Genomic DNA, 12,737 nt, shown 5'->3' with positions numbered 1-12,737 from the left:
TTTATGGTTAATTTACGGCTTAAGCCCTATAATGCTGTATTTTTTCCTGTATCTCATCGATGATTTTTTCATCATCAATCGTTGATGGAACCTGAAAGTCTTTTCCGTCTAATAACGTCCTGATCAGCTTTCTTAAAATTTTCCCCGAACGGGTTTTCGGTAAACGTTTAACAACCATTGCGTTTTTTAAAAAAGCTACGGCACCGATCTTCTCACGAACCATCCGGATGATATCTTTTTCCAGATCTTCTTCGGATATGGATGCCCCGTTTTTTAAAACAACCGTTGCGAACGGAATCTGACCTTTTAAGTCATCATTTATTCCCACAACAGCACATTCCGCAATATCAGGATGAGATGAAACGATCTCTTCCATTTCAGAGGTTGAAAGCCTGTGCCCTGCAACATTGATTACATCATCCACTCTTCCTGTAATGAAAATATATCCGTCTTCATCTTTTATAGCGCCGTCACCGGAAAAATAATAGCCGTTATATTGTGACAGGTAGCTGCTTTGAAAACGGTCATAATCATTCCAGATTCCCAGCATGGCACCGGGAGGAAGCGGAAGTTTGATAACGAGGTAACCCTCCTGATGAGGATCAAGCTCATAGCCGTTTTCATCAAAAATTTTAACATCATATCCGGGAATGGGTTTTCCGGCAGAAGCTCTTTTGATCTTGTACTGATCATCAAAAGTCATCAGTCCCAGCATCGGCCATCCGGATTCGGTCTGCCACCAATGATCGATGGCCGGAACTCCGATATGTTCTGTAAACCAGTCTAAAGTGGCAACATCACAACGTTCGCCTGCTAAAAACTGTTTTTTGAAATGGGACAGGTCATATTTTTTCACCAGTTCGCCATCAGGATCTTCTTTTTTTATCGCTCTGATCGCAGTAGGAGCTGTAAACATGGCCGAAACTTTATATTCGGAAATAATTCTCCAGAATGTTCCGGCATCCGGTGTCATAATCGGTTTTCCTTCAAAGATAATCGTTGTATTTCTGTTCAGTAAAGGCCCGTAAACACTGTAGCTATGACCAACAGCCCAACCGAAATCCGAGGCTGCCCAATAAGTTTCCCCCGGTTCAATTCCATAGATATACTTCATGGAAAATTTCAAGGCAGTAGCATAACCTCCGGTATCCCGTGTAATTCCTTTGGGTTTTCCCGTAGTTCCCGAAGTGTAAAGCAGATAAAGCGGGTGGGTAGATGCTACGGAAACACAATCAGCCGGCTTTGATTTCTTTACCAATTCCTCATAATCGATCAGTCCGTCAAACATTTCATGTTGATTGTCAACTAATTTTCTGTTGTAAACAATAATATGATCTACTTTATCCTGGGCTAATTCAATCGCTTTTTCAACTAAAGGTAAGTATGGAATTCTTTTAGCAATTTCAATTCCCGCAGTGGCTGTAATCAAAGCTTTCGGCTTACAATCGTCAATTCTCACTACCAGTTCGTGCGGTGCAAACCCTCCGAAAACTACATTATGAATCACCCCGATACGTGCACAGGCGAGCATGGCAAAAAGCGTCTGTGGAATCATCGGCATATAAATAACTGCCGTATCTCCTTTTTTTAATCCCAAGGAAGCTAACCCTTCGGCGAATTTTGAAATCTCTTCTTTAGCCTGATTGAAAGTATAGGTTTTCTTTTGGTTGGTAACGGGGGAATCGTAAACAATGGCAATCTGTTCCCCGAAACCTTCTTCAATATGTTTATCAATGCATAAATAGCACATATTGAGTTCTCCGTCAGCAAACCATTGGGGATAATTATTTTCATCCAGGGAAAGAATGGTACCGGGAAATTTAAACCACTTTATTTCCTGAGCCTGCTCTTTCCAGAAAGTCTCTTTATCTTCTATACTGTTTTTAAATAGGGTATCTGCATTCATATTAATTTTGTGTTTTTGTCATTATAAAGAATTAAAATTTGTGCTGAACTGTCGAAGCAAATCCATCTATTAATGATCTTAATTTCTAAATTCTATCTTAATGTTTAAACTTTTAACCATTAAGATTCAGTTAAGTTTTTAAGAAAATTAAGTTTAACTTCGTTTTAAGGTAAGTTTTTCATTATGCCCATACTTAGTTCAGAATGACAATGGTATAATTTTATCTTTTATTTTGTTCCTGGCTTTCAAAACATGTCTTCGATCTGCTGCATCAATTTTTTAATAGAATAAGGTTTGGTAACATAAGCATCAGCTCCCATTTCCAGGCCTTTCTCAATATCTTTCGGATTGTTTTTTGCACTCAGGAAAATGACTTTGGTGTCTTTTAGTTTTTTATCCTGCTTGATGATTTCCAAAGTACTGTAACCATCCAGGTTCGGCATCATAATATCGAGTAAAATAACATCGGGAACCATGGTTTTCAGGAAATCCAGGACTTCGGTTCCGTCTCTTGCAATGAAAACGTCGTAGCCGTTTTTCTTGAAACTGTATTCCAGCGACATTAATATTTTGTGTTCATCATCAGCAATGATTATCTTTTTCATGGTTTATCTTTAGTTTTGTTCAACTTCATTTTTAATCTCATTTATTATTTTTTCAGGAAGACTTATCGTGAAAGTAACTCCCAGTCCGCTGTTTTCAGCTTGTATCGTTCCGTGATGGGCCAGTACTATTTTTTTTGAAATGGCTAATCCGAGTCCGCTTCCTGTTGGCTTTAAAATATTCTGGTTTTTAGACTGGTAAAATTTATCAAAAATCATTTCAAGATCCTCTTCAGGAATATTCTTTCCTGTATTGAAAATTTTAATGATCAATTCATTTTCTTTTTCAGATAATTTCGTTTGTATGGTTCCCTGTTCATCTGTAAATTTTAAAGCATTTCCCAATATATTCTGAAATAATTGAATCATTCTTGCTTCATCATATTCAAATATATACTGATTTAAAAGATTCACTTCACTTAAATGGATATTTTTTTGCTGAATCAGATGCAGAAGCGGGTTGACCGCTTTTTTATAGGTTTCAATAATATTATTTTGCTGGATATGCAGAACGATTTCACCATGCTGCAATTTATCCAGATAGAGGATGTCGTTAATAATTTCACTCAGCCTGTCAGATTCTGTAATGATATTGTTTAAAAATTCTCTTTTGATATCCAACGGAATATCGTCATCATCTGCTAAAATCTCCCCGGCGGAACGGATGGCTGTAATCGGGGTTCTCAGTTCATGGGCGACGGAATCAAGGAAATCGTCCTTTTGACGGTCTTTGATAATCAGACTTTCATTAGCGTTCCTTAAATCATCAGAAAGCTGTTTCAGCTCTTCAGATTGTTCAGTCAGTTTTTTATTTAATGTAATTGTTTCTTTAGATTCTTCTAAAATATTCAGGACTTCTTTTAATGATATTTTGTCTTCTTTCGTTACACCTTCAATTAAAATTTTTGCAGAAGCAGTTCCGATTCTTCCTGCCAGAAGGTTTTCTGAGAATTTAATAAACCTTGAGTCTGCGGTTTCTGTCTGTGAATCAATATTATATTTTAAATTGAAAATCCGTAAAGCCTGTTCTGTCTTATTTTTCCCTAAAAAGCGTTCAAGAATATTTTTAATATCCGAAACATACGCAGTTCCGCGCCAGATAAAAGCATTTTCATGATTCTGAATATACTTGTCGATGTCTACATACAATTCGGCAAAATTTCTTTCACGGTAATTGCCTTTAATGCTTACGGAGATGATAGCGAACAGGGCGGTATTAACCAGAATTGACCAGAAGAAAATCTGTGAGATTCTGCTCAGGTAAGGGATACTAAAGAAATCAAAAAAATTGTACATATCTCTTAAAACCCATTTAAATTCCTGGTTATAAGAAAAATAATACTGCGGAATGATCAATCCGAAATAGCAGATCGCTAATCCGGCGAGAAGTCCGGCAACAGCACCTTTATAGCTTCCTCTTCTCCAGAACAGTGCTCCGAAAAAGGCCGGAGCCAATTGTGAGATCACTACAAATGAAATCAATCCTACAGAATCCAGCGATGTTTTAAGAATGAAATATTTATAAAAGGCAAATGCCATAATCACCAGGGCAAAAATGCTGATCTTCCTGATGTTGGTGATATTTCTGGTATTCTGAACCTCATTTTCAGATTTAAATTTCCCGAGTAAACCATATGGAATGATGAGGTTATTGGAAAGCATGATTGACAAGGTGATTGCTGAAATAATGATCATTGAGATGCTTGAGCTCAACCCGCCGAGAAAAACCAAAACGGTAATAAGGGTATTATTGAAATGCTGTGGAATTAATATGGAATAAAACTCAGGGTTCACATTTTCTCCCTCAAAAATAAGTCTTCCGCCCCAGGCGATCGGAAAAATAAAAATGGTGAAAATCAAAAGATAAAGCGGAAAAAACCAGATTGCTGTTTTAATATGTTTTTCCTGCCTGTTTTCAATGATAGCAGTATGAAACTGTCTTGGAAGAATACAAATTGCTGTAGCCGAAATCATGCACAAGATCATCCAGTTTAAAGCACCTTCAATCCCATTGAATGTATTTTTTTGTTTGAAATCTTCAAATTTGCTTGCCTTTTCGTAAATATCTGAAAACCCGTCAAATGCAAAATAAATAACAAATAAGCCTAAAATAATAATGAAAAACAGCTTTAAAAAACTTTCCAATGCGATCGCGGATATAATTCCGAGACGTTTTTCTGACGCGTCTACATATCGTGTTCCGTAATAGGATGAAAATAAAGCAATTAATATCACCACAAAAGTAGCATTGTCTGTCAGGATATTTTTTGACATAGGGGTTTCCGTAACCAGATGGAACGTTTCGGAAATAGCCTTAATCTGCAGTCCGATATAAGGAATGATGGCAAAAAGACAGACAATCGTAATAATCGCACTGAAACTTCTGCTGTTTCCGTATCTTAAAGAAATGAAGTCGGCGAGACTGCTTATTTTATTTACCCTCGAAATTCTTACAATCCTTGTATTTATGAATATCCATGCAGGAATAATCATAATAGGACCGATGTAAATGGGAAGGTAGTTTAACCCGCTGGTTGCTGCAACACCGATGCTGCCGTAATAAGTCCAGGCTGTACAGTACACGGCCAGCGATAACGCGTAAATATAAGGATTATTGATCCACAGCTTACTTCTCTTCTTCTCTGCCAAATGGGCTACTAAGAACAAAAGAGCCAGATAAATCAGGACTACGATAAATAACGCGAAACTACTCATCATACTTTTTTATGATTACAAAAGATATAATGATGGAAACCATCCAGACAGCGAATATATATACCAGAATCATCGGGAAGCCGGAAATCTCCTTTTCACTATTAAATAATAATGAAATCGGGATACTGAAGGCAATCATCAGCCCGATGCTCAGGATAATCAGTTTTTGTTCGTGTCTCTTCTTCATAATGATGATTGATAAAAGATAATTGATGAATGGATGGTTGTTGTCATCATTCATCAATTATCAGTAAGCTTTTATATTTAAATCTTGTCGTCGGAATATTCCCCTTTTAAGGCATAATATCCGAAAATTCCCAATCCTCCCGAGATAATCGGCATCAGCACAAACAGGATGATGATACCGAAAACCAGATCTTCCTGCTTTCCGGAAGTGATCTTTGGAATCCCCATTACTGTTATTCCGAAATATCCTACAACCAGTGCAATTAAAATCCAGAGAATGCCAAATATTTTTTTTAATCCGTTCATTTTAGTAGTTTTAAAATTAATAAAAATTTGAGTGATTTAATCTTTAATCATGAATATTATTATTCTTATTTTTAAGATATATCAATCCTATGATCAGACAGACCGTTGCGACACCAATAGGATACCAAAGTCCCTGAAGATACCAGCTGGGATGTCCCGCATCTTTTCCTACGGTAACCAGATAAGTAGCCACTGCCGGAAGAAGCCCGCCGAATACACCGTTACCGATATGATAAGGCAGAGACATTGAAGTATAACGGATTCTTACCGGGAACATTTCCACAAGGAATGCTGCAATCGGGCCATAAACCATCGTTACGAAGATCACCTGGATAAATACCAGAAATACCAGATACCATTTTGTGTCATCATTTAATATTAAAGACTGGGAAACTTTCGGCTCTTCGGCCTTACCGTCTTTTATAACCGGACCATTGGCTGACCAGTGAACAATACTGTCTTTTTTGATTAAAGTACCGTCTGTAAATAAAGTTTCTTTGTGAAACGTTATCAGACTGTCGGTCATAATTTTATTGTGAATTTTAGCCGTGCGTTTCTCTGTGATCCCATTGGCTGCTACCGTTTTGTTTTCAAGAGTTACACTTTTAAACATGCTGTCGTAAATAGGCCTGTAAGCTAAAATAGCGACCAGCATTCCCGTCATCATTACTGCTTTTCTTCCGATTTTATCAGACAGCCATCCGAAAAACACGAAGAATGGAGTTCCCAAAAACAACGCAGTGGCCATTAACGAATCTACCTGTGCAGATTCTACATTCATTACTTTTTGAAGGAAGCTCATGGCATAAAACTGCCCGGTGTACCAGATTACCCCTTGTCCCATCGCAGCTCCGAATAAAGCCAGTAAGACAAACTTAAAATTATACTTATTCCCGAAGCTTTCTTTTAAAGGATTTTTAGAAGTTTTTCCCTCACTCTTGGCTTTTGCGAAAAGTGGTGATTCCTTCATGTTTTTTCTGATGATGTAAGAAACTCCCACCATCAGAATCGAAATCCAGAAAGGAACTCTCCATCCCCAGCCGTCAAACTCCTCTGCGGAAAGTGTATTTTTGGTAACCAAAATTACAATTAATGAAATGAAAAGACCTGCCGTTGCCGTGGTTTGGATCCATGAGGTCCAGTAACCTCTGCGGTTGGGCTGTGCATATTCTGCAACATAAGTGGCAGCACCTCCGTATTCTCCGCCTAAAGCAAGCCCCTGTAGTAATCTTAAAATTAAGACCAGGACGGGAGCAAGAAACCCGATCGTTTCATAGCTGGGAATACACCCGATAAGAAAAGTGGAGAATCCCATAATCAGTAAAGTGACCAGGAAAGTATATTTTCTTCCGATAAGATCTCCCAATCTTCCGAAAAACAAAGCTCCGAACGGCCTGACTACAAATCCGGCGGCAAAAGTGGCCAGTGTAGATAAAAATGCCGCGGTAGGATTATCTGCCGGGAAAAATTTTGTTGCTAAAACAACGGCTAAGCTTCCGAAAATATAGAAGTCATACCATTCTATCAGTGTACCGAGTGATGAAGCAGTGATAACGCTCCAAATGGTGCGGTTTTTCTGCTTTTCGGTCATATTCTCATAGTTCTCGTGATGGTTTTCGCTCATATTGCTTGATTTTTGATGTTAATGAAAATGATATTAGTTCATCCAAAATTGTATTGAGTTTATTTTTAAACCATTAAGGGATTTTAAGTGATGAAGAATAGTTAAGTTCACTGCAAGTTTATTCGGCGTTGTGTTTACCGTCTTAACATCTTCATTTTTCTTAATGGTTTATGATATACTAAGTTTATAGGTAAATCTGAAACTGAACAATAAATTCACCTTTTGATTTCGGACTTTCAGTAGGGCTTGTATAAACCGGCCTTGTCGAATATTGTGTCGTGATTTTAGCATGATGGCCATCTATAAACCAGTTGGCGCCAACGTCAAATTGTGAGGAAGATTTATCGAACGCTTCAAAATTTTTGTGAGTATAAGCGGCAAAAGGCTGAATTCTGATTTTTGGTTTTTCAGCCTGGCTTGGTAACAGCAATCCCGCCTGAGCATAGATAATATTACCTGTCCCGATTGTTGGCTGTAGATTTCCTGCTCCTGCAATGGCTTTTTCACCTGCAAAATTAGGATCAGAAGCGGCAATATTCATCGTTCCCAGGTTTCTCAGGTAATTGGGCCCGAATTGATAGTTATAATAACCTGCATAAGCGGAAACTGCCATTTTGTTTTTTGCATTTCCAAGCGGGATATCGGCAAAAGCATCAACTGCTAAAAGGGTAATGTCATGTTTTTCAATATTTGAATTGACTGAAGTTCTTGTTCCGTCTGCCTGATGGTAAAAACCGGCACCGATATTGAAAACTTTCTTGGTTCCCAGGTATGAACCTACTTTGAATGGAAGCGTGTTGGATTCTTCATCAAGGAACTGGTATTCAAAATAACCGGCTTTGGAGAAACTTGGGTTTCCGTTGTTGTCTACAGCTACGGCTTTTGAAGGATCTGTAACATTAGCCGGAACGAGATCTGTTGCAAAAGGTTTGTTCAGGCTTAACCGGTATTCGAATTTTCCATATTTTCCTTTAGCAAACATTCCCAGCTGTCTGGCAAACTGATCCGAATTATCGATCAACGGCCACGTGAAAACGGGAGAGTCTACCGTAAGGAAATTTAAAGTGGAAGCCATAGTCATCCGGGATAATCCCATATAATAATGCAATCCTGCTCCCAATGTTAAACTGAATTTCCCTGCTTCCCCGGGAAGAAGTACTGCATATTCGTTCCAGGCATCATGAAAAAACAGTTGAGTTTTCTTTCCGTTTCCATAACCGCCGGTGCCTGTTGTTCCGGTAGCACCACCGTTAATAAAAGTCTGATTATTAATTCCGAAATGAACTAAAATCATATATCTTTTGGAAATTTGTGCATAAGCCAATGCCCGGAGTCTCCGGTTTCCCAGGCTCCATGCATTATCTGTTGGTTCACCGCCAACCATGCTTCCGGGATTCATTTCTGTGTTTCTTAACCAGAACTGATCCCATAAAATAAATCTGACAAACTTGTCTCCTTCAGGGTTGAGATTTAATTTTAATCCGCTTCCGTAATCAGGAGAGCCTTGAGAATATAAAGAATTGCTGATTAGGGCTAATCCAATAAATGTGAATATTTTCTTCATAAATTATCAATTTTTTGGTGCTTATTTTATGAATGCCAAATTGGAATTAATAATCTATTTAAGAAAATTTAATATATATTAATGGTAGGTATATAGTTATGAGTTTAAGGTTATGAATGATGAGTTGGAGAAGTATTGTTTTTTTTTATTTGAATTTAAAATTTAAAACTATATAAATATCTGATTATATATTGTTTAAATTAGATTTTACTGCATTCCGAAAACTTATAACTCATAATTAATGACTTATAACTCTCCAAATTTATTTTTTAAACCTTTCCCACTTAATCAGCATATACTTATCTGCAAACTGGGTAATAATGAGACCTGAATTTTTGATGTTTTCTTCTTTGGCCATGTACTCAATAAGCTCATTTTGCTTCAGGATTTTATATACCGGATGGAACTCCGAATGAGGTGGTCTTGTAATATTATATTTTTTTATCCACGAACTTATAGTTACATGAGAAACTCCTATAATGCGCTCTATTTCACGATAACTCAAACCTTCAAGATAGAGTTGAAGCGCTTTTGTTACGTAATAATCATCGATTTGTTTGCCTAATTTTTTAACGGTAAAATAATAATTGCAGTCTTTGCAACGGAATCTTTGTTTTTCATTAATGATTCCGCTTTTGACCACTTTATCGCTGTTGCATTTAGGACATTTATTTTCCATGTATAGTATTTTAGCAAATATATAACAATTTAGCAAATTTATAAATTTTAAATAAGATATAATATCTTGTTATTTGTATTTAAACAAAAAAAATATCTTTTTAATTTGGTTTTTAAAGTTATTATACTTTAAATTTGCCAAAAAATTCAGATAAATAAATGGAAATAGAAATTTCCTCGTCCAAACATCTAATGTATGTAAGTGAAATACAGCAGGAAATGTATGATTCTGCACAACGGAGAGGAACCGGGATCGCGAAGCGTTCCATAGAATATTTAACTAAAAAGATTTCAGAAGGCAATGCTGTGGTTGCTACTGAAAACGGAAAATGGGTGGGGTTCTGCTATATCGAGACCTGGTCACACGGTCAGTTTGTTGCAAACTCAGGCCTTATTGTGTCTCCGGATTTCAGGAATAAAGGAGTGGCAACTTTGATCAAGAATAAGATTTTTCAACTGTCAAGAGATAAATATCCCGATGCAAAAGTATTTGGGTTGACGACAGGGCTTGCCGTAATGAAAATCAACAGTGATTTAGGCTACAAACCTGTTATTTATTCTGAATTGACTCAGGATGAAGAATTTTGGAATGGTTGTAAAAACTGTGTTAATTATGAAATTCTAATTAAAAAAGAACGTAAAAACTGCCTGTGTACGGCAATGCTTTTCGTTCCGCAAAATAGTAATGAAAATGAGGCTGTCAGTCAGCCCGAAAATGAATTTAATCATAAAATAAATCAGGAAGAGCATAAATATACCGAACAAAACTCGCCTGAAATTAATAATAATAAAAAAGAAACAGATGAAAAAGAAAGTCATCTTAGCGTTTAGCGGAGGCCTTGATACCTCTTACTGTGCTAAATATCTTAGTGAAACGCTGGGATATGAAGTGTTTGCAGTAACTGTAAATACCGGAGGTTTTTCTAAAGAAGAGGAAAAAGAATTGGAGAAAAAAGCCTTAAATCTTGGGGTAAAGAAATACAGGTGCGTTGACGCTCAGGAAGATTATTATAATTCATGTGTAAAATACCTGATTTTCGGGAATGTATTGAAAAACAATACCTATCCGCTTTCTGTAAGTGCTGAGCGTACGATTCAGGCTCAGGAAATTGCAAAATATGCGATGGAAATAAATGCTGATGCCATTGCTCACGGAAGTACAGGAGCAGGAAATGATCAGGTTCGTTTCGATTTGATTTTCAAAGTGATGTGTCCGGATGTGGAAATTATAACGCCGATTCGTGATATGGCTTTATCCCGTGAAGAGGAAATTGAGTCTCTGAAAAACCACGGCTATGAAATGGAATTTCATAAAGCACAATACTCTGTCAATAAAGGGCTCTGGGGAACTTCCGTTGGAGGAAAGGAAACATTAACATCGAGAAATTCTCTTCCCGAAGAAGCATTTCCTTCCCGGATTAAAAAAACTGAGCCGACTGAACTGGAAATTGAATTTAAAAACGGGGAAATTAATGGAGTGAATGGCGAAAGCTTTGAACGCCCGGTATATGCAATCAAAAAAATTGAGGAATTGGCTTCTGCATATGGAATCGGCCGTGATATTCATGTAGGCGATACCATTGTAGGGATTAAAGGAAGAGTAGGGTTTGAAGCCGCCGCCGCATCGGTAATTATCAAAGCTCACCATTTATTGGAAAAACATACCCTTTCGAAATATCAGCAAATGATGAAGTCGCAGTTATCCGACTGGTACGGAAACTGGCTTCACGAAGCATTATTTCTTGATCCGGTTATGAGAAATATAGAATCTTTCCTATCAGATTCTCAAGAAACTGTAAGCGGTAAAGTTTTTATAACCCTTCATCCGTACCGCTTTGTATTAAACGGAATTGAGTCTGATCATGATTTAATGTCAGATAAATTCGGAAGCTATGGCGAAGCAAACAGAGCCTGGACGGGAGAAGATGTGAAAGGATACACAAAAATAGTAAGCAATTCTCTGAACATATATCACCAGATTAATTCAAAACATTAATCAATTTAATGAGTTCCGAAGGAACGATTTAATTTAGGATAGAATGAAATCCTATCAATAATGAATAACCCCAAAATGATTAATCCAAATAATCAATAATGAAAAAAACAGCAGGAATTGTAGGAGCCAACGGGTATACGGGAAGTGAATTGGTGCGGTTGCTGGCTTTTCATCCCAATGTGTCATTGAGTTTTTTATATAGTCGTTCTAATTCGGGGACAAATATTTCTGATTTGTACCCGGATTTAGCGACGGTTTGTGAAATGATTCTGACGGATAAGCCGCAGGAAGTGGATATTCTTTTTCTGTGCCTTCCTCACAAAGAAAGTCAGAATTGGCTGTCTCAAAATTCTGTTAAAGACGAAACTCTGGTAATTGATCTGGGAAATGATTTCCGTTTGGATGGAAACTTCGGAAACAGAAACTTTATCTACGGTTTGCCGGAAATCAATAAAAAAAATCTTTCAGGGGCAAAAAGTATTGCAAATCCGGGATGTTTTGCAACAGCCATTCAGCTGGCATTGTTGCCCTTAGCAGAAAAAGGTTTACTGAAGGAAGTGTATACAACAGGAATTACGGGTTCCACAGGAGCCGGTCAGTCTTTGCAGGCGACAACTCATTTTACCTGGCGTGATGACAATATTTCGGCCTATAAAACTTTGACACATCAGCATGTGGAAGAAATTGTACAGCAGTTAAATGCTTTTAATGAAAAAGAAGTAAACCTGAATTTTGTTCCATGGCGGGGAGATTTTGCAAGAGGAATTTTTACAAGTTCAACCCTGAAAACAGATTTAGAACTTTCAGATATTTATCAGTTGTACCGGGATTTTTATGCAGATGAGCCTTTTGTGAAAGTAAGTGAAAAGCCAATTGATTTAAAACAAGTTGTCAACACCAATCGCAGTGTGATTCATATAGAAAAGAACGGGAATGTGGTGGTCATTCATTCAGCGATTGATAATTTATTAAAAGGAGCTTCCGGACAGGCGGTTCAGAATATGAATATTGCAATGAAGTGGGAAGAGCATTTAGGTCTGGGATTGAAACCGGTAGCATTTTAAGGTGTTAATTGTCAATAAGTCAATAGTGAATTTTAAAATGATCAATTCAATTCTAAGAGTATAAAAAGACTTAAGAGTTCTAACTCGAAAACTCAA

11 protein-coding genes are annotated in these 12,737 nt (G+C 37.2%); 3 read left to right on the top strand and 8 right to left on the bottom strand.

Annotation, left to right across the window (positions count from 1 at the left end):
- Window positions 1-19: 19 nt before the first annotated feature.
- The 8 genes from AB8P06_RS05900 to AB8P06_RS05865 form a co-directional block, all read right to left on the bottom strand.
- Complete coding sequence (locus AB8P06_RS05900; RefSeq protein WP_369839207.1) at window positions 20-1,906, bottom strand: AMP-binding protein; 1,887 nt, start codon at window positions 1,904-1,906, stop codon at window positions 20-22.
- A 245-nt stretch (window positions 1,907-2,151) separates the two neighbouring features.
- The gene (locus AB8P06_RS05895) at window positions 2,152-2,511 is read right to left on the bottom strand and encodes a response regulator transcription factor (RefSeq protein WP_369839204.1); all 360 of its coding nucleotides are present in this window, start codon (window positions 2,509-2,511) and stop codon (window positions 2,152-2,154) included.
- A 9-nt stretch (window positions 2,512-2,520) separates the two neighbouring features.
- Window positions 2,521-5,223, bottom strand: a complete 2,703-nt coding sequence (locus tag AB8P06_RS05890) for an ATP-binding protein (protein WP_369840044.1) — start codon at window positions 5,221-5,223, stop codon at window positions 2,521-2,523.
- The gene (locus tag AB8P06_RS05885) at window positions 5,216-5,410 is read right to left on the bottom strand and encodes a hypothetical protein (RefSeq protein ID WP_369839201.1); all 195 of its coding nucleotides are present in this window, start codon (window positions 5,408-5,410) and stop codon (window positions 5,216-5,218) included. The genes AB8P06_RS05890 and AB8P06_RS05885 overlap by 8 nt, the downstream gene beginning before the upstream one ends.
- A gap of 77 nt (window positions 5,411-5,487) precedes the next feature.
- On the bottom strand, window positions 5,488-5,715 hold the full coding sequence (locus AB8P06_RS05880; protein WP_369839198.1) for a DUF6814 family protein: 228 nt from the start codon (window positions 5,713-5,715) through the stop codon (window positions 5,488-5,490).
- Between the two features lie 43 nt (window positions 5,716-5,758).
- A complete protein-coding gene (locus tag AB8P06_RS05875; protein WP_369839196.1) occupies window positions 5,759-7,339 on the bottom strand; it encodes an MFS transporter in 1,581 nt (526 codons plus the stop codon).
- Between the two features lie 184 nt (window positions 7,340-7,523).
- The gene (locus AB8P06_RS05870; protein ID WP_369839193.1) at window positions 7,524-8,903 is read right to left on the bottom strand and encodes a porin; all 1,380 of its coding nucleotides are present in this window, start codon (window positions 8,901-8,903) and stop codon (window positions 7,524-7,526) included.
- Window positions 8,904-9,165: 262 nt separating this feature from the next.
- Window positions 9,166-9,582 (bottom strand): IS1/IS1595 family N-terminal zinc-binding domain-containing protein, encoded by a 417-nt coding sequence (locus AB8P06_RS05865; RefSeq protein WP_369839190.1) that lies wholly within the window; start codon window positions 9,580-9,582, stop codon window positions 9,166-9,168.
- Between the two features lie 158 nt (window positions 9,583-9,740).
- On the opposite strand from AB8P06_RS05865, the gene AB8P06_RS05860 reads away from it, so the two are divergent.
- The 3 genes from AB8P06_RS05860 to argC all read left to right on the top strand — a co-directional run bounded on the left by AB8P06_RS05860 (window position 9,741) and on the right by argC (window position 12,641).
- Window positions 9,741-10,412: a GNAT family N-acetyltransferase gene (locus tag AB8P06_RS05860; RefSeq protein ID WP_369839187.1), complete on the top strand. Its 672-nt coding sequence runs from the start codon at window positions 9,741-9,743 to the stop codon at window positions 10,410-10,412.
- On the top strand, window positions 10,384-11,577 hold the full coding sequence (locus AB8P06_RS05855; RefSeq protein ID WP_369839184.1) for an argininosuccinate synthase: 1,194 nt from the start codon (window positions 10,384-10,386) through the stop codon (window positions 11,575-11,577). Before AB8P06_RS05860 ends, AB8P06_RS05855 begins: the two co-directional genes overlap by 29 nt.
- A gap of 98 nt (window positions 11,578-11,675) precedes the next feature.
- Window positions 11,676-12,641: an N-acetyl-gamma-glutamyl-phosphate reductase gene (gene argC, locus AB8P06_RS05850; RefSeq protein ID WP_369839181.1), complete on the top strand. Its 966-nt coding sequence runs from the start codon at window positions 11,676-11,678 to the stop codon at window positions 12,639-12,641.
- Window positions 12,642-12,737: the final 96 nt, after the last annotated feature.

It is taken from the genome of Chryseobacterium tongliaonense, assembly GCF_041224435.1.
Lineage (GTDB): Bacteria > Bacteroidota > Bacteroidia > Flavobacteriales > Weeksellaceae > Chryseobacterium > Chryseobacterium tongliaoense.
Note: the sequence above shows the minus strand (reverse complement) of the source record. Positions and strands in the feature narration are given on the sequence as shown.

Coding starts and splice junctions, on each gene's coding strand:
- AB8P06_RS05895 (WP_369839204.1), bottom strand. CDS start 2,511: ATGAAAAAGATAATCATTGCTGATGATGAACACAAAATATTAATGTCG.
- argC (WP_369839181.1), top strand. CDS start 11,676: ATGAAAAAAACAGCAGGAATTGTAGGAGCCAACGGGTATACGGGAAGT.
- AB8P06_RS05870 (WP_369839193.1), bottom strand. CDS start 8,903: ATGAAGAAAATATTCACATTTATTGGATTAGCCCTAATCAGCAATTCT.
- AB8P06_RS05860 (WP_369839187.1), top strand. CDS start 9,741: ATGGAAATAGAAATTTCCTCGTCCAAACATCTAATGTATGTAAGTGAA.
- AB8P06_RS05880 (WP_369839198.1), bottom strand. CDS start 5,715: ATGAACGGATTAAAAAAAATATTTGGCATTCTCTGGATTTTAATTGCA.
- AB8P06_RS05875 (WP_369839196.1), bottom strand. CDS start 7,339: ATGAGCGAAAACCATCACGAGAACTATGAGAATATGACCGAAAAGCAG.
- AB8P06_RS05885 (WP_369839201.1), bottom strand. CDS start 5,410: ATGAAGAAGAGACACGAACAAAAACTGATTATCCTGAGCATCGGGCTG.
- AB8P06_RS05900 (WP_369839207.1), bottom strand. CDS start 1,906: ATGAATGCAGATACCCTATTTAAAAACAGTATAGAAGATAAAGAGACT.
- AB8P06_RS05865 (WP_369839190.1), bottom strand. CDS start 9,582: ATGGAAAATAAATGTCCTAAATGCAACAGCGATAAAGTGGTCAAAAGC.
- AB8P06_RS05855 (WP_369839184.1), top strand. CDS start 10,384: ATGAAAAAGAAAGTCATCTTAGCGTTTAGCGGAGGCCTTGATACCTCT.
- AB8P06_RS05890 (WP_369840044.1), bottom strand. CDS start 5,223: ATGAGTAGTTTCGCGTTATTTATCGTAGTCCTGATTTATCTGGCTCTT.